The following is a 19,698-nucleotide window of genomic DNA, read 5'->3' as shown; positions in this document are numbered from 1 at the left end:
TGTTCACGGCACCTTTACCACAACTTCTTCGCTGGGTAATGGGCGACTCATGTTGAGATCCTTCGATGCAATCCGCGTAATTCGGCTATGCTCCGTTTGGGATTGCTCTTCCAATAATAAATTGCGCCACTCGATATCTAACCTGTCACGCTCCTGCAATAGCAGATCCCATTCAGTAGTGAGTTTGCGACTCACATGGCTGGTATACACCACAGCCACTGCATTACTGAGCACGAGCAGGGCAAGTAACAAAATCCATTTGTGTTGCCAAAGGTCGTGTAATACAACCTGTGGTAGACTCAATGAGGGCTTACTCATTTGTTTGCCCTCTAGTAATCTAGTCGCTCGGCAATGCGCAATACCGAACTACGGGCTCTTGCATTGCGTTCAATTTCCTCATCGGATGGCATAATCGCCTTGCCAATGGCACGTAGTTTACGCGACTTATTAATCTGATCTTCAGTGATGGGTAAACCATGGGGCACACTCTCACCTTGACTGTGGCGGCGGATAAATCGCTTCACTATGCGGTCTTCTAAAGAGTGAAAGCTGATAATCGATAAACGACCCTGCGGAGCAAGCACGGTTAATGCACCTTCAAGTGCTTGATCAATTTGATCTAACTCACTATTGATATAGATACGTATTGCCTGAAACACGCGGGTGGCAGGATGTTTATTACGCTCTTTGTTTTTGGTGATCCGCGCAATTAAATCGGCTAAATCTTTGGTACGTAAAAACGGGGTTTTATCGCGGTCGGCAGCAATGCAACGGGCAATATGACGAGCATTTTTCTCTTCGCCATAGGTTTTGAATACCCATGCCATATCTTCAATTTCAGCACGGGCTAACCACTGGGCAGCGGTTTCACCTTGACTATTGTCCATGCGCATGTCGAGTGGACCATCACGCAAAAAGCTAAAACCACGTTCCGCATCATCGAGCTGCGGTGAGGACACGCCTAGGTCGAGTAACACACCATCAATCTTGCCAACCAGACCAAGCTCTTCGACGTAATCGGCTAACTGACCAAAGCCACCGTGTACGATTTGAAAACGGGGATCATCGGCAAATTGTTTAGCAGCTTCAATAGCCTGAGGATCGCGGTCGATCGCAATCAAGCGTCCGTTTTCACCCAGTCTTTGCAATACTTGTCTTGAATGACCACCGCGGCCAAACGTGCCATCAATATAGATGCCATCGTCTTTAATGTTTAAACCGCCAACCGTTTCTTCGAGCAAAACGGATAAATGGGCAAATTCTTGACTCATTAATTTCTTCTTATTTAATTATGCGACTCGTTAGAGTGAAAAATCCGCCAGACGCTCGTTGTTAGCAAGCTCCTCGCTTCGAATCGTTTCCTGACACTCATCAATTTGCTGCAGCCAAGCTTGCTCATCCCACAGCTCAAATTTGTTTAACTGTCCCACCAGCATGATGCGCTTATCTAAATTGGCATATTGCCTTAGCGGTGGTGGCAGTAATATGCGTCCGTTGCTATCGAGCTCCACCTCATGGGCATAGCCTAGCAACATGCGCTTAAGGGATCGTTGGGTTTTATCTGTATCCGAAAGCTTGAGCAACTTAGCCTCAATCAACTCCCATTCGTGGAGGGGATAAAGGAGCAAACACGCAGATTGAATATCGACTGTGATGACGATGCGGCCCTGGTGCTCTAGTTGCAAAGGTTCGCGGTATCGCACTGGAATAGCGATCCGTCCCTTTGTATCTAAGTTGATAGCACTGGCTCCACGAAACACGCTAATTCATCCTATCCTTTGCTTTTTGATCCACAAATATCCACTATTTCCCACAAATGCTAAGTTTAGGGATAGTCGACAAGCATTGTCAAGGGATGGGATCCTTTTATAAAGCCAGTCGGCAAGCGGGTTAGCAGCATGTTGACCCCATAACTTAGCGACAATGTTTTGACAAAATGAGCAGCTTAAAATCAGCTAAACGATGGAAACCATAGAAATAAAAAGCGGACAAAAAAACAGCAGCCTTTTGCTTTCAGGCAGTTGCAATGAAATTTCTGCCACAAAATTTCGGTAAATGTGGGATTTTCCTCATAGGTAAATCACGCTAGACTCACAACGCGTAACAAAACAAACCTAAAATTAACCTTTTTGTGATCCCGTAAAGTGTAAAATTTCAGCATAAATAGCTGAAATTTTATTTTTGGTTGTAGATTTATTCTGCAATTAGGTGAGTATTTTTATTTCACGATTGCGAGGAAGATCAAAACTCCCATGGGATTAACTCACAATAAATCGCCTATGACCGCAACTCAGATCCGCACCTACCACAAATGGTTTGCACTCCTCGCCGCCTTTCAATTGTTGATATGGGTTGCAACAGGTGCTTATATGGTATGGATGGATATCGAGTTTATCCGTGGCAAACCTTTGGCAAACAAGAACAATGCCGCAATTTTCCATGTAGAAGCTCCCGCTTATAGCTTGACGGATTTCATCAAAACTCACACAGATGCAACAGAAATCAATTTATATGCTCACCAAAGCACACTCTTTTATAGCGCCAAAATAGCGGGGAAATTACAGCGTTTTAGCACTGTGACGGGAGAATTATTACCCCTCTTAAATCAACAACAAGCACTCGACACCGCTCAGCAACTATATACGGGCAAGGCTAAGATCATCCATTCAACACTCCACCAGCAAACAGCACCGAATGAAATCTCCCTCCGCGCATTACCTGTATGGCAGTTGGAGTTGGACGATGCAATGAACTCGACACTCTATATCTCCGCGGTCACAGGACAATTGGTCAGCGCTCGACATAATTACTGGCGGCTGTTCGATATAATGTGGATGCTGCACATTATGGACTACAAGACTCGGGAGAATGTGCAGAATCCGTTACTCACGGTAATGAGTACACTCGCCCTATTGACCGCACTCTTTGGTATGGCGTTGAGCTATATCAGTTTTCGCAATACTAACTCCCAAGAGGAGCCAAAATGAGCTTCTCAAACAAACGGAATGCTGAGAGTAAACGCCATATCAGTTTAGTGATGCAAACTCTACACAAATGGCTATCACTTATTGTTGGCCTACAACTGTTGATTTGGATCGTAACAGGGCTGGCCTTTAACCTGATTGACGAGCGTTTTTTCGATGCGAACCCATATCGCACCACGCATCAAACAGCGAGTCCCACTACTGCACTCGCCCCCACGGCTAATCTACTGCAACAATACCAAGCAGAAGGCATTATCGAGCTTAAGTTGACTTCAGTACTTAGCCGCGCAGTGTATGCCCTCACAACAACTCAGCAAAACCGCTGGTTTTGGGCGGACTCACTCCAACCGCTATCCTTGAACGATGCCGATATACTCGCTATTGCCAAACAGAGTTACTCAGGCCCTGGTGAACTCAGCGCACCGCAAATCCTCACCCATGAAACGCCATTCGACGCCAGTGGCCCAATTGCAGTACTGACAGCCTCGGACGAAGTCGGCACTCGGATTTATATCGACACAGCCTCGGGCCTGATTCTTGCCCACCAAAATCGCCAATCGGATCTTAAAGATCTGCTCTTTATGCTGCATTTTATGGATTATGCTCCCGATAATGGCATTGGTTTTAACCACTTATTGGTACAACTCGTCAGCATTGCCGCGCTGTTATTAGGTCTTACGGGTATCTACATTCTTGGGCATAAATTCCATCAAAGTCAGTTATCACTCCCTTTCTTTAGACGTAAGGCCGCAACAGGAAAACTGGCGCTTTATACTCAGGACAATCAGCCTCTTGCCAAATTTACCGAGCTCAATGGCACTTATTTAGAAAGCATTAATCGAGGGAGTGAAAGGCTAAGAACCCAATGTGGTGGTGGCGGACGCTGCGGCCTGTGTAAACTAAGGTTTGTCGAGCAGGCGCCCAGTCCCAATGATTATGATCTGGATAAACTCACCATAGCAGAGCTTGAGCAAGGCATTCGCCTAAGCTGCCAACACAAGGCCAGCCCTAGCAAACTTGCACTCGTCACTAAGGCGCAACACAGATATTGGCCAAAGTCAGAGTGCCAGTAGAGTGTCGCGCATAGGCTTCAATCGGCGTATAGTCTAAATATTGAGCAGCCCCTGCCGATAAAGGGTTAAGTGGTCATAAACCAAGGAGGCGCTATGAGTGGATTGGACAGTCTTTACGCTATGCTGGCTCAGCCAGTAAAACCCGTACTAACCCCAAAGCGGATCGTTGATCAGGTGAGCAGTGCCACCGCCAATGCGCCCGATAGCCATGAAACGCCGCAGTCGCAATTGCCACCCACCCTAGATGCAAAAGTCAGGGAAAGACGTAAACAGGATAATGCCAGTCGCAATAAAAAACGCCGCGCAGCGGACAAACAAGATTTAAAAGAAGGAAAAGTACTTGAAGTCACTGACGATACCGCTGACACAGCGCAGCCAGCTAACAAACATATTATCGATATCGAAGTTTAACGTGCTGGCCGTTAAATAAATAAGGCGCAACCTCAGGGTGCGCCTTATGTGTTTCAAGCCTAAACGAAACTAAGAACGCGTTCTTGCCACCGCATCTTGCCAGCCAGCGTATAACCGCTCCCTTTTACTCGCATCAATATTCGGTTTGAAGTGTTTATCGATACAGGCCTTATGCTCCAGCTCAGTTACCGAGTGCCAAAATCCAACGGCCAGCCCAGCTAAGAATGCCGCACCCAAAGCGGTCGTTTCGCAAACACTCGGCCGTAACACTTCAACATCGGTAATATCTGCTTGAAATTGCATTAAAAAGTCATTCGCGACCGCGCCACCATCCACTTTCAAACGCTTTAGACTGACGCCACTGTCTTTGATCATGGCATCGAGCAAATCCTTGCTCTGGTAGGCAATCGACTCTAATGCCGCGCGGATAATATGATTACGGTTAGCACCGCGCGTTAATCCAAATAATGCACCACGGGCATTGGGGTCCCAATAGGGTGCGCCGAGCCCCACAAAAGCGGGGACTAAATACACCCCATTAGTATCCGCCACTTTAGAGGCAAAATATTCGGTATCGCTGGCGTCGCGAATAAGTCCCAGCTCATCCCGCAACCATTGAATAGTCGCACCGCCCATAAATACTGAGCCTTCGAGGGCGTAGTTCACTTCACCTTGCGCACCTACCGCCACTGTGGTTAATAAACCATGGGATGAACGCACGGCTTTGTTACCTGTGTTCATCAGCAAAAAGCAGCCTGTACCATAAGTGTTTTTGGCCATTCCCGGCTCAACACAGAGCTGGCCAAAGAGCGCCGCCTGTTGATCGCCCGCAATCCCCGCCAGTGGAATTTCACTGCCCTCACCGGCAATACGGGTTGTGCCATAGACACTGCAGGAAGGTTTTACTTCGGGCAACATGGCAGCAGGAATATCGAGCGCCTCAAGCAGCTTACTATCCCAACTCAAGCTATGGATATTAAACAGCAACGTGCGAGCGGCGTTGGTGGGATCGGTCACATGCACTTTGCCTTCCGTGAGTTTCCACAGTAACCAAGTGTCAACCGTACCAAATAACAGTTCACCTCGTTTGGCCTTCGCACGTGCATCCGGCACATTATCTAAGATCCATTTGATCTTAGTGCCTGAAAAATAAGGATCGAGTAAAAGGCCGGTATTCTCACGCACATAATCTTCTAAGCCGTGCGCTTTCAGTTGCTCACAGATCTCAGCGCTGCGGCGACACTGCCACACAATGGCATTGTAAACCGGTTTGCCTGTGGCCTTTTCCCAAACAACGGTGGTTTCCCGCTGATTGGTAATACCAATCGCCGCCACTTCATCGCTGTGAATCCCCGCTCGAGCCAACGACTCAATAAGCACTGAACTTTGGCTTGCCCAAATCTCCATTGGATCGTGTTCAACCCAGCCGGGATTAGGATAAAGCTGAGTAAACTCCCGCTGTGAAACACTGACAATATTGGCATCGTGGTCAAACACAATCGCTCTTGAGCTGGTTGTGCCTTGATCTAACGCCACTACATATTTTTTCTGCACACTCTTTCCTTTCTTCAAGCCAAATCAACGCCATTGAGATTTTATGGTCAACATTATCGCCACAAAATTCCCTTGGGGTGAATATATTCTTAATGGCTGTCTTTGACCAGCATCGGCCGAAACAGTGAATAAAATCAAATAAATCATTAAGAAGATACTCAGGTGTGTAGCGTGTCCGATGACATACTGTTTGCTAGGGCAGCACTATTATCCGTTTATCTAGAATAAGGACAGCACAAGTGCATACGCCCGCTTAATTGCAGCCAAAATGCCCCTAAAGCATCAATGCGCCCAACTCGCTTTGCAAATAAACAAATACCTTCTACGCTTTATATAATTAGAAAAATCTAATTGATAAAATTTAGATTATACAAAGACCAAGGCAGGTTCTTTGTTAACAATATCCATTCGGAGGAGTAGATAATGAAAAGAGTCATTGTAATTGGGGCGGGACTAGGTGGCGTATCGGCAGCATTTGAACTCAAACAGCGACTGCCTTCCGATTGTGAAATAGGTGTGATCAGTGAAGGGGCTGACTTCCAATTTGTTCCCTCAAATCCTTGGGTAGCACTCGGTGAACGTAAGCGCGAAGACATCAGTCTTCCAATTGGAACCTACTTAGCTAAACGTAAGATTAGTTATTCCGGTGAAGGGGTGACTCATATAGATCCCATGAATAGGCAACTCACCTTAGGGGATGGTACAACAGATAATTACGATTACTTAGTCATCTGTACTGGCCCAAAACTCGCCTTTGAAAACGTACCAGGTGCCGGTCCAGATGGTTTTACTCAATCTATTTGTACCATTGATCACGCCGAAAAAGCCTACGAATGCTTCCAACAACTGCTCGCTAAACCCGGCCCAGTGGTTGTCGGCGCACTACAAGGTGCAAGTTGCTTTGGGCCAGCCTATGAGTATGTGTTATCCCTAGAGAGCTTATTGCGTAAACACAAAATTCGTCAGCATGTACCTATCACTTTTGTCACCAGCGAGCCCTATGTGGGTCATATGGGCCTCGGCGGCGTGGGAGACTCTAAGTCACTTATGGAACACGAATTTAGAGAACGTAGCATCAAATGGATTTGCAATGCTAAAACGACCCACTTTGAATCAGGTATGGCTTATGTTGATGAATTAGATAGAAAAGGAGAAGTCGAATTTCAACATACCTTACCCTTCTCCCTTGCGATGTTTTTACCCCCTTTTAAAGGCAGTCCTGCGATAGCAGCAGTACCAGAACTGTGTAACGAGAAGGGCTTTGTACTCACCGACACGTTCCAGCGCTCACCACGTTATCCAGAAATCTATGCCGCTGGCGTGTGCGTAGCACTCCCACCATTGGAAAAAACTCCCGTACCCATTGGCGTACCTAAAACGGGTTTTATGATTGAATCTATGACCACTGCTATTGTGGATAATATTCTTTCCAGTTTAAAAGGCGAGCCTCCCAAGACCCATCCAACACTTAATGCTATTTGTTTGGCCGACATGGGAGATAAGGGTGCCGCCTTTGTGGCTCTTCCCCAAAATCCTCCCCGCAATGCTAACTGGACATCTATGGGTAAATGGGTACATGTGGCCAAAATTGCCTTTGAGAAATACTTTCTCTACAAAGTCCGCAATGGCACTAGCGAACCTATTTAACCTCAGATCTGGTTAAGCCAGCACTAAATTAGAGCTATCTAACAGTTCAAGCTCCTGAGCTGTTAGATTTAACGATGGCTTTTCTTCTTTTAAACAATATGCAATCAATCCACCAAGTAGATTGAGCATGAACCCATGCTCGCTGCGGTGTCTTGAGTGTTCAATATAGGAAATGTTCTTCAATTGGTCATTCACTGTTTCAATGATGAATCGCTTTTTTAAGATTGCTCTATCCCATAGAGAAATAAACTTTTTCTTCATGTTCTTACGAACTGTGGTGATTAACTCAACGCCCTTTTCCAAAAGCTCACCTGTTAGGGCTTGGCTAATATAGCCTTTATCACCATAAAGCTTACCAAAAAGAGACTCAGCCATTTCACTGACAGGTTGCCTGTCATCGACATTACCTTTCGTCAGTTTTAACGCTACAATTTCACCCAAGTGATTGATAATAAGATGCAGTTTAAATCCAAACGACCAGCCCATAGTTCCCTTTCCATGTTCGGCAATGCCTTCAAAAACCTTATTTCGCTTCGCTCGAATAATATGACAGACTTCAATTTTAGTGGAGTCGACAAACTGAATTCCCGTTGGCTTTCCAAGCTTTGAAGTCAGATAGCTACACATAGGGACAACGACGCTAGGCATTAATGCAAGGAAACGAGTGTAGCTCAACAACTCTGGAAAATAGGGTTTTAGCTGGCGACAAACATAGTGCAGATAATAATTTTTGAAATCTCGGTAATGTGATTGATGGAAATGAATGATAATGGTCATCACTTCTGCGGGAGAAAGGCGACAAGGTCTATTACGCTTCATTTCACCATTATCAAGCAATAAGCGTTGCCAATGTGGGATAAATAACTGACAGAAATCATCGACATCACAGTAAGTTTCAACTAGTTTGTTCATGCTCGTTCCTTTTTCTAATCACTCTTGGTCGAATGATCGGATCAGGGAACGAGCATTTAGTTCCTTTTGGGAGCTAAATTCTTATCCGAAGCTCAGGTTATTTATGAAAAATATGTACTCGGCAGTTTAGGCATTCACCGCACCCACGAGCCTAAGGAACCGGAATAACAGATCAGCGTCAGACAAAAAAGCCCTGAAAATTCAGGGCTTTTTTAATCAAACTTGATATTACATCTTGTAGCTCATTTGGATACCCGCTAACCAAACATTACCGCTCGCTTCACCGTTAAAGTTAACAGTCGCTAGGTTTAACAGATTTTGCTGCTCGTTAATTGGCGCATCACCCGTGGCACGGATATAGGTCAGTGCAAAATCAACATTCAGGTTTTTAGTCGCCTGATAGCCCGCACCAACAGAGAACCACAGACGGTCTGAGTCAGGGATAGTTGTTGTACGCCATTCATTAGTTGCCGCCGTTTTATCTAAGGCCACACCCGCACGCACTAACCACTCATTGTTCACTTGATAAGTCGTACCTAACGCAAAGCGCCAGTTATCTTCAAAGTGCTCTTCTTTCACTAAGTCAGATTCTAAGTCGCCCTTTGGCTTAACTTCACCAGGGAAGTACGCCACTAACTGATCGAATACACTCCAATCAGTCCAGTTAACACTGGCGTGCATCGCCCAGTTGTCTGTCAATTGATGATAAGACGACAACTCGGCAAACGCAGGCAACTCAAGTGGTAAATAACCTTCGATTGACAGATTTTGACCACCATCATAAATCACCCCTGAAGCATGACCATCTAAGTCAAGCTGCACACCACTATGGTAAGCCAAACCTAAACGATGAGCAGGGTTAATTTGCCAGCTAGCACCGAGTTGCCAACCATAGCCAATGTCATCACCCTTCATGCTTTTCAGCTCAGTGCCACCCGACGGTAACATGCCTGCCACTTGTGGAGGTAAACCAGGTTTAATTTTATCCACCCAGCCCGGTAACGAAGCACCGATTTCACCTTCGCCATAAACGATACGCACACCACCACCAATACTAACAGCATCATTGATGCGATAGGCAATGTTTGGATTAAACTCAACAGTAGTGACCGAGGTCTTGTTACCAAAAATAGCCGCAGCATGGGTCGCAGGCAATTCAGTGGCGAGACCATAATTCGAGTTAACTGCCAGACCCCAAGTCCATTGGTCATTCAACTGATTGGAATAATAAAAGTTAGGTACCAAAGCGTCATCGGCTACGTCGATAGCATCACCGTTCATCACGATTGGATTTGGACCAAGCAGAGGCGAGCTTAGGCTCACGTCACCTTTCACATCTACATTGGGCATCACATAGATACCACCAGCAGATAACTGACGACCTTCTAAATAGGTCAGCATCGCAGGGTTGCGCGCTTGTGCCGAAGCATTATCAGCAATTGCGGCTTCACCGGCGAAGGCGCGGCCTAAGCCAGTTGCCGAGTATTCGGCAAGTTGAAAACCTGCGGCATACACTTGAGTCGTTGTGCTTAATAAGGCTGCAGTCACAGCCAAGGTCAGAAGACGTTTTTGCATTGTTATTCTCGAAAAATATTATTGTTATCTGTGCCAGTAACTTGGTCACAATGGCGTTCACACAAAATAGAGCAAACACTCCAGATTGAATGCACGGCAGTTTACCGATGCAGAAGATGTTTGCAACAAGCCGGAATAAAACAGATAAAAAAACTAGAAAAAACAACCTAATCAATATTTTTAGTGAGATAAATCACTTTTAAAACAAGAATAATCAGTATTTTTTCAACAAGATATTTGCTGAAAGCATTTTAAAAGCAACACCAAAAATACTTAAACCAATTTAAAAACAATACACTAAACCACAAAAAACCTATAAACACCTGTAAGCCATTTTACCTATTAAAATTCAGCATAAATCACTGGCATTCATTTTGTTTGCGAAACAGAAAAGCCGCCATCCATTTTAAATCAATAAATACAACACATTAGACATAAACACTTAAGCGTAGATAATAAAAACGCCTAGTTTTCGAACTAGGCGTTTAAGATTAACTTCTATTAAGGTACAAGTGTTCGCTGAATGCTTAACATCGCCAACTTGGGATTTGTGATTCGTATTCGCTGATCTGCATTCCGTGGGACAAGGTCAATCCAATGGCATCTAATCCATTCAGCAATTTATGTCGCGCCGACTCGGCCAGTGTAAAGCTAAACTCAGCCCCCGAAGGCGATGTCACCTTACAAGTGGTTAAGTCGACGGTGATTTGTGCGCCTTCTTCGCTCGCCACCTCATCCATTAACTGACGCACTTCATTCGCGCTCAGCTTCACCGGCAACAAACCGTTATTGATGGAGTTTCCATAAAAAATATCGGCAAAACTGGGGGCGATAATGGCGCGCAGGCCAAAATCCGCTAATGCCCACGGGGCGTGTTCACGACTAGAACCACAGCCAAAGTTTTCCTGTGCCAGCAGAATCGACGCACCGCTATAGCGAGGCTTGTTTAGAGTGAAATCAGGGTTAGGCACATCCCCGGCATCATCGAGATAACGCCAGTCGTGGAATAAGTGCACACCGAATCCATCCCGCGTCACCTTAGATAAAAATTGCTTCGGGATAATTTGATCGGTATCGATATTGGCGCTGTCGATCATGACCGCAAGCCCGGTATGGCAAGTAAAAGGTTGCATTAACTTCTCCTCTTGGGATGACGGTTAGTAAGGTTTACGGATATCGACAAAATGCCCAGCAATCGCCGCTGCAGCAGCCATCGCCGGACTCACCAAGTGCGTGCGACTACCACGGCCTTGGCGACCTTCGAAGTTACGGTTACTGGTCGAAGCGCAGCGATCGCCCGCCTCTAATCTGTCATCGTTCATCGCCAAACACATAGAGCAGCCCGGTAAACGCCATTCGAATCCGGCCTCGATAAAGATTTTATCTAAGCCTTCGGCCTCGGCCTGTGCCTTCACTTGGCCAGAACCCGGTACTACGATTGCCGTAACGCCCGCAGCCACTTTGCGCCCTTTGGCATGCTTCGCCGCGCTGCGTAAATCTTCAATCCGCGAGTTAGTGCAAGATCCGATAAAGACCTTATTGATCGCCACATCTGTCATTGGCGTGCCTGCAGTTAAGCCGATATAGTCCAGTGCTTTTTCCATGCTAGCGCGAATCGTTGGATTCACCTCATCGGCAGGATTAGGCACTGGCGCATCGATGGCAACGACTTGTCCAGGGTTAGTACCCCACGTGAGCTGCGGCGCGATATCGGCAGCATCCAACACCACGGTGGCATCAAACTCAGCGCCAACATCGGTTTTCAGCGCCTTCCAGGCGACGACGGCTTGTGCCCAATCTTCGCCCTTTGGCGCAAACTCACGACCTTCTAGGTAATCGAAAGTGGTTTGGTCCGGCGCGACCATGCCAGCCTTAGCGCCCATTTCAATCGCCATATTGCAGACTGTCATGCGCCCTTCCATCGACAATGCTTCAATGGCCTCACCACAAAACTCAACCACATAGCCAGTGCCGCCATCCATCCCAATCTTACCGATAATCGCCAGTACGATATCTTTAGCCGTTACGCCATCGGTGACCTGACCGCGGACTTCGATTTTCATGGTCTTGGCTTTTAATTGGCGCAGAGTCTGGGTCGCCAACACATGCTCCACCTCGGAAGTGCCGATACCGAAGGCCAAGGCGCCAAAGGCGCCGTGGGTCGCGGTGTGAGAATCACCACAGACGATCACAGTGCCGGGTAAGGTAATCCCAAGCTCAGGCCCCATAACATGCACAATTCCTTGATTAGGATGGTGAATATCATATAAGCGTACGCCGAAGTCTTTACAGTTTTGCGCCAAGGTCTCGACCTGAGTGCGCGCCATCGGGCTTAAGGCATCAAGACTAGCGCTGCGAGTCGAGGTGTTGTGATCCATGGTCGCGAAAGTTTTCTCCGGGGCACGTAATTTACGCCCAGCCACTTTTAAGCCACTAAAAGCTTGGGGAGAAGTCACTTCATGAACTAAGTGTCTGTCGACATAAATGATCGGTGCTTCACCCTCGGGAGTTGCTACAACGTGAGCATCCCACACCTTTTGATACAGGGTTTTCGGAGCACTTGATATTGAAGGATTAGTCATTACACACCTGCCTTAACTGCATCGGCGATAAAGTTGCCCATTTCGACCGTCGATTTAGCCTTATGGCGTTGGTCGCTACTTAATAGCTCACCGGTTAAATAGCCAGAATTCAGCGCCTTAGTCACAGCACGTTCAATCGCACTTGCCGCCTCTTCTTGCTTTAAGCTGTGGCGCAGCATCAGTGCCGCCGACAGAATTTGTGCAATCGGATTAGCAATACCTTTACCTGCGATATCCGGCGCACTGCCACCTGCGGGTTCAAACAAACCAAAGCCAGTGCTATTCATGCTCGCCGAAGACAACAAGCCCATAGAACCCGTCAGCATGGCGATTTCATCCGATAAAATGTCGCCAAACAAGTTAGAACACAGCATAACGTCAAACTCATCGGGGCGGCGCAGCAACTGCATGGTCGCGTTGTCGATATAGATATGTTCCAGCTCAACGTCGGGAAAATCGACCGCCACTTCTTCAACCACTTGGCGCCACAATACCGAGCAAGCCAATACGTTTGCCTTATCGACCGAAGTGACTTTTTTACGGCGTCCGCGAGCGGCTTCAAAGGCAATGCGCGCAATACGGCTAATTTCACGGCGGCTGTAACGCATGGTATCGAAGGCTTCTTCGCTCTCACCTTCACCTTGGCGCCCCTTAGGCTTGCCGAAGTAGATCCCACCCGTTAACTCACGCACGCAGAGAACATCGAAACCTCTTGCAGAAATATCACTGCGCAGCGGTGACATATGTTCTAAACCATCATGCAATTTAGCGGGGCGTAGGTTACAAAACAGTTCGAAGTGACCCCGTAGCGGCAACAGAGCACCACGCTCGGGCTGTTCATTGGGCGGCAGTTTCTCCCATTTAGGGCCACCGACAGAGCCGAACAGAATGGCATCGGCCGCCTCACAGCCCTTCAGTGTTGCCTCTGGCAATGGACAACCATGGTTGTCGATAGCGATACCGCCGACATCATATTCAGTGTATTCAATGTTAAGGCCAAAACGTGCCTCAACCGCCTTTAACACCTTACGCGCCTCGGCCATCACTTCTGGCCCAATACCATCCCCGGCTAATACTGCAATTTGATAACTCATACGCCCGCTCACTCCTTCAATGTGAAAACTTTATGCTCGATATTACCTTGGCTATACGCCGCCCAGCTCTTTGTTTTTATGCATATTCTGTTTGTAATCTGCAACCTTATCGGCGCGGCATGTCAGGTTCATCACGTGCACTAATGCACGGGCTGATGCCTCAACCACGTCGGTCGCTAACCCGACACCGTGGAAATTTTGCTCATGGTAAACCGCGGTAATATCAACTTGGCCGAGCGCATTTTGTCCTACGCCCTTAGCCCCCAATTTGTAGCTGATGATATCGATACGGCGGTCAGTCGCGCGGGCGATAGCATTATAGGCAGCATCAACAGGGCCATTTCCTGTAGCGGCCTCAGTTTTAATCTCACCGCCGACATCAATACGCACCGTCGCCGTGGCCACGCCTTCGGTTGAGTCAGATTGCACCACTAACTGCTGTAATTGATAAAAGTTATCTTCTGCGGCTTGTGTCTCCATGAAGGCTAAGGCTTCTAAGTCATAATCGAAGACTTGGCCCTTTTTATCCGCCAATTTTAAAAACTGTTCATACAGGGCATCCAAGTTGTAATCCTGCTCGCTGTAGCCCATTTCCTCCATGCGATGCTTAATCACATGACGGCCGGAGCGCGAGGTCATATTCAGATTGTTACGATTCAGGCCGATGCTCTCTGGCGTCATAATTTCATAAGTGTTTTGCGCTTTTAACATGCCATCTTGGTGAATCCCCGACGAATGGGTAAAGGCATTAGCGCCAACAATCGCCTTATTCGACTGGATTGGCATATTGCACAACTGGCTGACTAAATTTGAGGTTCGGTGAATTTCCTTCGCATTGATCCCCGTTTCAAACCCTAGCAGGTTCTTACGGGTCGCTAAGATCATGGCGATCTCTTCTAAAGAGCAGTTACCCGCACGCTCACCAATCCCATTCATGGTACATTCGATTTGGCGCGCGCCATGCTGCACAGCAGTAATCGAATTGGCGACCGACAGACCTAAGTCATCGTGGCAGTGAACCGAAATAATGGCTTGGTCGATATTCGGTACGCGATTAAACAAAGTTTGAATAATGCTGCCAAACTCGCTTGGCACTGTGTAGCCCACAGTATCTGGGATATTGATGGTGCGAGCCCCCGCGTGAATCGCCGCTTCCACCATACGGCACAAATTATCAATCGGCGTACGCCCCGCATCTTCGCATGAAAATTCAACATCATCGGTAAAACGACGGGCATATTTCACTGCACCGACCGCCATTTCCAACACTTGCTCGAATGAACGTTTTAATTTGCTCTCAACATGGATGGTCGAGGTGGAGATAAACGTATGAATGCGGAACTGATCAGCCACCGATAATGCTTGAGCGGCAGCATCAATATCTTTTTCCAAGGCGCGGGATAATGCGCACACTCGGCTATTTTTAATGGTGCGAGCAATGGTTTGCACCGACTCAAAATCACCGGGGGAAGATACGGGAAAACCGACTTCCATCACATCGACACCGAGACGTTCCAACGCCATGGCGATCTGTAACTTTTCTTTGACCGACAAGCTTGCCGCTAACGCCTGCTCGCCATCACGTAAGGTGGTATCAAATATAATGACTCTGTTAGACATCGGGTTTCTCCATGGAACGTCACCGTTCATTATTTAACTTTTGCCGTATTCAGATACAAAAAACCCCGCAACATTGGTGCGGGGTTTTTGAGTGTTTTGCCTATCTATCGAGCGAGCAACACTAAGACCTCCGCGTTTGTGGCGCGAGAGAGAGAAGGAGGAGGTCGAGTTTGCTGCTAATTCTATTCATTTAAATTAAATATTTATTCTGTTGATTGAATATTGCTTTGGTTAATATTTAACTTGCTTGACTAAATGTGTCAACCCCAATTTTTTTCATGTTACTTAATATATCTGCTGCAAAATGGCAGAAACAGATATGTTTGTCTCAAGGTTGTATTGTTAATCCCTTGCAATACAAGATAAATAAATTAAATGCTGCACCTCAAACTTTTAACAAAAAAATCATTTTTTATGCAAAAATAACCTGATACACGTTATAATCCTCGCCCGAAGTTACGGATACTAGAATAAATGCACGGTATGGAGCAAAAAATGGATTTTCGCGTCTTAGCGCTGAGCCTATTATTGTGGCTTGTGCCATTATGGGCTTGCGCTAATGAGCAGTTAGATAAATTGACATCGGAAGTTTATCAGTATCCAACCAAGGCTTTGGCACAAATTACCGCATTAGAAAAGCAGCAACAAACTGATAATACCAGCAATATTGATAAGCTTCGCCTCAGTATATTGAAGTGTCAAAACCTGTTACAACTCGGTGAAAATGAAGCGGCGATTAATCTTGCGCAAATGGGTGAAGCCCATGCTAAACAGCTTAAGTTAGATCAAGCGCGCCCCTATTTTTTGAATTGTCAGGCCGATGCCTATCTAAATTACGACAATATTAAAGATGCATTACCCATACTGGACTCCGCAATTACTCTTGCTAGACGCTACCAGCAGCCACAAGCCCTTATCGATGCACTCCGCTTAAGAGGGCAACTGGATACCAATACGGAGAATTTTTCCTCCGCAATTGAAGATTTACGCATCGCTATTGATATCTATCCCGATATCCATACTCAAACGCAAAATTGGGTCTGGCCGCCAGAGGGTTATGTCTATGCTGCGATGGGGAGTTTACTCTATGCCACCGAAGATTTACCCCAAGCCATGTATTACACTAGATTGGCATTAAAAAGTGCTGATGCCCAAGGAAAAGTCCGGCATGTACTGCTGAGCAATGCCGCGCGGATTGCACTAGATAATGGTGAGCGTGAATATAGTGATCAACTAGAAAAACAAGCCAAAACTTTACTACCAGAAATAGGCTCCCCACTTGAACTCGCCTACAGCTATGCCATTCTGGCTTCAATTTCTCTTGATAAAGGCAAAATTGATACGGCCGAAGAGTATATCTCCATTGCAATGAACACTTTTAAGCAGCAAAAGCAACAGGTTGCCATGATGCGTTCGACTCGTTTACTCGCTCAAGTACGATTTGCACAACATAGGGATGAAGCAGCGCTAACACTCATGCACTCTGCCATTGAACAAGGCGAAACGCTTAAGCAATACACTGATCTTAAATGGTTTTATGGTATATTGAGTGATTATTACCACACTCAAGATAACTACAAACTCGCCTACGAATTTTTACAAAAGCGCTTCGATGCCGCAGAACTGGCTAACGAATCAATAAACAACATGCGAATTTTGCAGTTTAAAGCCAGATTAAATCAGCAGGGATTACAGCAACTCAGCGCAGATGATCCACAGAGCAATCCCACCTTACTGGATGAGCTGAATGTAGATTGGGCCTTTAGCACCTTGTTTTTAGTGAGCATGACACTCTTAGGTGGCGCCATTTGGTACTTTATTGATAAGCAAAATAAACACGCCCCATCACCTGACACCAAATCCAAGCGCCTTGCACCTATTCAGCAGCTTGAGCTCACCCTGCATAGTGCCAAACAGGGCGCTTATCCACTGACATTATTACTTTTTAATGCTAGCCAAATTCGCCAAGTCGATCTGCCAACCTTGATCGATAAATTACAAGATAAACTCCGTGAGCAAGACATACTATTACGGTATTCGATGGATGAAATTGTGATAGTGCTACCTTACACCTCCGCCCGCGGCGCACAACGAGTCGTCAACCAATTAACGCCCACAATTCAAACATCACAAGGATCAAGCAAGGTCAATATCGGGATTGCAGTGATGCAACAGTTTGATACGTTGGATTCTTTAGTGAAACGTGCCAACATCAATCAACTCAGCAAACTCAAGGTGACCGATACACAAAACGACTACTCCCCCGCTAAATAAGCGGCTATTTCGTCGAGGAACTCACCGCCAAATCGACTGAGTTTACGTTCCCCCACGCCATTAACTGCCAGCATTTCCCCAGGGCTTGTCGGCATCATAGCCGCCATTTCCGCTAAAGTAGCATCGTTAAACACCAGATAAGGCGGCACATCCTGCTCTTCGGCAATGGTGCGGCGCAGTGTTTTAAGGCGGGCAAATAACTTGCGATCATAGTTAAGCGGCACTCTCGACTGTGTCGTTTTACGCTTTATGCTGGTGAGTTGGATACGCGGCTCTGCCAACATCAGCGCCACCTCGCCCTTAAGGATCGGTCTTGCCGAAGGATTTAAAGTAATGGACGAGCCTCGAGTAATATCTTGACTCGCTAAGCCCAAATGGATCAGTTGGCGAATAACACTCAGCCAATATTCATGGCTCTTATCTTTACCAATCCCCCAAGTGCTGAGCTTATCGTGGCCACGATCAACAATCGCGGCGCCCTTGGAGCCACGCAATACTTCAATCAAATGATTAATACCAAAGCGTTGTCCGAGTCGATAAATACAAGAAAGCACCTTCTGCGCATCCTCGGTGCCGTTATAACGCTTAGGCGGGTCAAGACAAATATCGCAGTTCCCGCAGGGCTCTAACGCGCTCTCATCGAAGTAATGCAACAGCACTTGGCGCCGACAGGTTTGTGCCTCGGCAAAGGCGGCCATGGTATTGAGTTTATGGAAATCCACCTGCTGCTGCGGTCCTGGCTCAGACTGCTCGATAAGATGGCGCACTCGCCCAATATCGGCAGGATCGAACAGCATAAAGGCTTCGGCCTCGAGTCCATCACGGCCCGCTCGGCCAGTTTCTTGATAATAGGCTTCGATACTCTTAGGGATATCGTAATGCACCACAAAGCGCACGTTCGATTTATTAATCCCCATACCAAAGGCAACGGTCGCAACAACAATATCTATTTGATCTTTAAGGAAGCTATCCTGCACTTCGCCGCGCTCTTCTGCCGTCATGCCCGCATGGTAAGCCTTAGCATGAAACCCTTGCAGGGTGAGCCTTTCTGCCACCTCATCCACACGGCGACGACTGCTGCAGTAGACAATGCCGCTACTGCCATTTTGTTGCAGTAAAAACTGTCGTAATTGATTCGCGGCATTGAGCTTTTCGGCAACCGTATAGCGAATATTGGGCCGATCGAAACTCGATAGTAATCTAAAGGGATTAATCCCTAGGCGCTCACAAATATTTTGTCGCGTCGCCTGATCCGCGGTGGCGGTGAGCGCCATCATTGGCACATGGGGAAAGAGCTGCTTTAACTGCCCAAGGGCGGCATATTCGGGTCGAAAATCATGTCCCCACTGGCTGATGCAGTGCGCCTCGTCAATAGCAAACATCGACAGCGGCAGTGACTGCATGCGCTCGATAAAATCAGCCGTCAGCAACCGCTCAGGGGACACATACAGCAGTTTTAGCTCGCCTCGATGCAACTGCCTAAGCACCTCTACACTCTGCTCCCGCGGCTGCGATGAGTTTAAATAGGCGGCATTGACCCCCGTCTGCAACAGGCTGTCGACCTGATCTTTCATCAATGAAATCAGCGGTGATACCACGATAGTGATGCCAGGCATCAGCAGTGCTGGCAACTGGTAACACAGACTCTTACCGCCGCCGGTGGGCATGATCACCAGGCAGTCCTCACCACTGCATACACGTTCGATAACCTCGCGCTGACCGTCCCTAAAGTCACGGTAACCAAACACCTGCGCCAGGCGTTGAGACAGCGGATCATCATGTATGTCGAGTAACTGAGTTTCCATGGATCTTCTAGCTAAAAAGTAAGGGCGCCTATTCTAAAGGACAGAATCGCTCCTGTCTTGCGCCATCTTGCCCAAACTGGCCCACGCCAACAATCAGATAATAGGTTTAGCCTACATCCACAGCTCATCACAACACCTAAGACGATTTGCCTGCACAGCGGCTTAAG

The 19,698-nt window shown here is 47.0% G+C and carries 16 protein-coding genes; 5 read left to right on the top strand and 11 right to left on the bottom strand.

What is annotated here, in order from left to right:
* Positions 1-3 precede the first annotated feature (3 nt).
* From ftsL to mraZ, 3 genes are read right to left on the bottom strand one after another with little or no spacing between them, the layout of a single operon-like run.
* Positions 4-318 carry a cell division protein FtsL gene (gene ftsL, locus CEQ32_RS18670; RefSeq protein WP_037422840.1) on the bottom strand — a complete coding sequence of 105 codons (315 nt, stop codon included), beginning with the start codon at positions 316-318 and terminating at the stop codon, positions 4-6.
* Between the two features lie 11 nt (positions 319-329).
* Complete coding sequence (gene rsmH / locus CEQ32_RS18665; RefSeq protein ID WP_011624305.1) at positions 330-1,271, bottom strand: 16S rRNA (cytosine(1402)-N(4))-methyltransferase RsmH; 942 nt, start codon at positions 1,269-1,271, stop codon at positions 330-332.
* 30 nt (positions 1,272-1,301) lie between these two features.
* Positions 1,302-1,760 (bottom strand): division/cell wall cluster transcriptional repressor MraZ, encoded by a 459-nt coding sequence (gene mraZ, locus CEQ32_RS18660; RefSeq protein ID WP_037428867.1) that lies wholly within the window; start codon positions 1,758-1,760, stop codon positions 1,302-1,304.
* Between the two features lie 519 nt (positions 1,761-2,279).
* On the opposite strand from mraZ, the gene CEQ32_RS18655 reads away from it, so the two are divergent.
* The 3 genes from CEQ32_RS18655 to CEQ32_RS18645 all read left to right on the top strand — a co-directional run bounded on the left by CEQ32_RS18655 (position 2,280) and on the right by CEQ32_RS18645 (position 4,468).
* Positions 2,280-2,987: a hypothetical protein gene (locus CEQ32_RS18655; RefSeq protein WP_055647682.1), complete on the top strand. Its 708-nt coding sequence runs from the start codon at positions 2,280-2,282 to the stop codon at positions 2,985-2,987.
* Positions 2,984-4,057: a PepSY domain-containing protein gene (locus CEQ32_RS18650; RefSeq protein WP_055647669.1), complete on the top strand. Its 1,074-nt coding sequence runs from the start codon at positions 2,984-2,986 to the stop codon at positions 4,055-4,057. Before CEQ32_RS18655 ends, CEQ32_RS18650 begins: the two co-directional genes overlap by 4 nt.
* A gap of 93 nt (positions 4,058-4,150) precedes the next feature.
* Positions 4,151-4,468: a hypothetical protein gene (locus tag CEQ32_RS18645; RefSeq protein WP_037422850.1), complete on the top strand. Its 318-nt coding sequence runs from the start codon at positions 4,151-4,153 to the stop codon at positions 4,466-4,468.
* Between the two features lie 69 nt (positions 4,469-4,537).
* On the opposite strand, the gene glpK is transcribed toward CEQ32_RS18645, so the two are convergent.
* Positions 4,538-6,022, bottom strand: a complete 1,485-nt coding sequence (glpK, locus tag CEQ32_RS18640; protein ID WP_037428871.1) for a glycerol kinase GlpK — start codon at positions 6,020-6,022, stop codon at positions 4,538-4,540.
* A 423-nt stretch (positions 6,023-6,445) separates the two neighbouring features.
* Here glpK and CEQ32_RS18635 point away from each other — a divergent pair, with 423 nt between their 5' ends.
* Complete coding sequence (locus CEQ32_RS18635) at positions 6,446-7,669, top strand: NAD(P)/FAD-dependent oxidoreductase (RefSeq protein ID WP_088586582.1); 1,224 nt, start codon at positions 6,446-6,448, stop codon at positions 7,667-7,669.
* 12 nt (positions 7,670-7,681) lie between these two features.
* Here CEQ32_RS18635 and CEQ32_RS18630 read toward each other — a convergent pair whose 3' ends face one another.
* The 6 genes from CEQ32_RS18630 to leuA all read right to left on the bottom strand — a co-directional run bounded on the left by CEQ32_RS18630 (position 7,682) and on the right by leuA (position 15,452).
* Positions 7,682-8,581, bottom strand: coding sequence for an IS982 family transposase (locus CEQ32_RS18630; RefSeq protein WP_088585327.1), 900 nt, complete (start codon positions 8,579-8,581; stop codon positions 7,682-7,684).
* Between the two features lie 228 nt (positions 8,582-8,809).
* Complete coding sequence (locus CEQ32_RS18625) at positions 8,810-10,156, bottom strand: outer membrane protein transport protein (protein ID WP_055647671.1); 1,347 nt, start codon at positions 10,154-10,156, stop codon at positions 8,810-8,812.
* 527 nt (positions 10,157-10,683) lie between these two features.
* Positions 10,684-11,289 carry a 3-isopropylmalate dehydratase small subunit gene (gene leuD / locus CEQ32_RS18620; protein WP_023265756.1) on the bottom strand — a complete coding sequence of 202 codons (606 nt, stop codon included), beginning with the start codon at positions 11,287-11,289 and terminating at the stop codon, positions 10,684-10,686.
* A 24-nt stretch (positions 11,290-11,313) separates the two neighbouring features.
* Positions 11,314-12,738, bottom strand: a complete 1,425-nt coding sequence (gene leuC, locus CEQ32_RS18615; protein WP_055647672.1) for a 3-isopropylmalate dehydratase large subunit — start codon at positions 12,736-12,738, stop codon at positions 11,314-11,316.
* Positions 12,738-13,832, bottom strand: coding sequence for a 3-isopropylmalate dehydrogenase (leuB, locus tag CEQ32_RS18610; protein WP_055647673.1), 1,095 nt, complete (start codon positions 13,830-13,832; stop codon positions 12,738-12,740). Before leuB ends, leuC begins: the two co-directional genes overlap by 1 nt.
* A gap of 51 nt (positions 13,833-13,883) precedes the next feature.
* Positions 13,884-15,452 (bottom strand): 2-isopropylmalate synthase, encoded by a 1,569-nt coding sequence (gene leuA / locus CEQ32_RS18605; RefSeq protein WP_055647674.1) that lies wholly within the window; start codon positions 15,450-15,452, stop codon positions 13,884-13,886.
* A 495-nt stretch (positions 15,453-15,947) separates the two neighbouring features.
* Between leuA and CEQ32_RS18595 the strand changes: the two genes are divergently transcribed.
* Positions 15,948-17,726: a diguanylate cyclase domain-containing protein gene (locus tag CEQ32_RS18595; protein ID WP_088586581.1), complete on the top strand. Its 1,779-nt coding sequence runs from the start codon at positions 15,948-15,950 to the stop codon at positions 17,724-17,726.
* Here the strand turns inward: CEQ32_RS18595 and recQ are convergent.
* The gene (gene recQ / locus CEQ32_RS18590; RefSeq protein ID WP_037428886.1) at positions 17,708-19,531 is read right to left on the bottom strand and encodes a DNA helicase RecQ; all 1,824 of its coding nucleotides are present in this window, start codon (positions 19,529-19,531) and stop codon (positions 17,708-17,710) included. The two genes, CEQ32_RS18595 and recQ, sit on opposite strands and share 19 nt — an antisense overlap.
* Positions 19,532-19,698: the final 167 nt, after the last annotated feature.

Source organism: Shewanella sp. FDAARGOS_354 (assembly GCF_002209245.2).
In the GTDB taxonomy this organism is placed as follows: domain Bacteria; phylum Pseudomonadota; class Gammaproteobacteria; order Enterobacterales; family Shewanellaceae; genus Shewanella; species Shewanella xiamenensis.
Note: the sequence above shows the minus strand (reverse complement) of the source record. Positions and strands in the feature narration are given on the sequence as shown.

What these genes read in the sequence shown, in the direction of transcription:
- ftsL (WP_037422840.1), bottom strand. Translation starts at nt 318, where the DNA reads ATGAGTAAGCCCTCATTGAGTCTACCACAGGTTGTATTACACGACCTT.
- rsmH (WP_011624305.1), bottom strand. Translation starts at nt 1,271, where the DNA reads ATGAGTCAAGAATTTGCCCATTTATCCGTTTTGCTCGAAGAAACGGTT.
- CEQ32_RS18655 (WP_055647682.1), top strand. Translation starts at nt 2,280, where the DNA reads ATGACCGCAACTCAGATCCGCACCTACCACAAATGGTTTGCACTCCTC.
- CEQ32_RS18650 (WP_055647669.1), top strand. Translation starts at nt 2,984, where the DNA reads ATGAGCTTCTCAAACAAACGGAATGCTGAGAGTAAACGCCATATCAGT.
- CEQ32_RS18645 (WP_037422850.1), top strand. Translation starts at nt 4,151, where the DNA reads ATGAGTGGATTGGACAGTCTTTACGCTATGCTGGCTCAGCCAGTAAAA.
- CEQ32_RS18635 (WP_088586582.1), top strand. Translation starts at nt 6,446, where the DNA reads ATGAAAAGAGTCATTGTAATTGGGGCGGGACTAGGTGGCGTATCGGCA.
- CEQ32_RS18630 (WP_088585327.1), bottom strand. Translation starts at nt 8,581, where the DNA reads ATGAACAAACTAGTTGAAACTTACTGTGATGTCGATGATTTCTGTCAG.
- CEQ32_RS18625 (WP_055647671.1), bottom strand. Translation starts at nt 10,156, where the DNA reads ATGCAAAAACGTCTTCTGACCTTGGCTGTGACTGCAGCCTTATTAAGC.
- leuD (WP_023265756.1), bottom strand. Translation starts at nt 11,289, where the DNA reads ATGCAACCTTTTACTTGCCATACCGGGCTTGCGGTCATGATCGACAGC.
- leuC (WP_055647672.1), bottom strand. Translation starts at nt 12,738, where the DNA reads ATGACTAATCCTTCAATATCAAGTGCTCCGAAAACCCTGTATCAAAAG.
- leuB (WP_055647673.1), bottom strand. Translation starts at nt 13,832, where the DNA reads ATGAGTTATCAAATTGCAGTATTAGCCGGGGATGGTATTGGGCCAGAA.
- leuA (WP_055647674.1), bottom strand. Translation starts at nt 15,452, where the DNA reads ATGTCTAACAGAGTCATTATATTTGATACCACCTTACGTGATGGCGAG.
- CEQ32_RS18595 (WP_088586581.1), top strand. Translation starts at nt 15,948, where the DNA reads ATGGATTTTCGCGTCTTAGCGCTGAGCCTATTATTGTGGCTTGTGCCA.
- recQ (WP_037428886.1), bottom strand. Translation starts at nt 19,531, where the DNA reads ATGGAAACTCAGTTACTCGACATACATGATGATCCGCTGTCTCAACGC.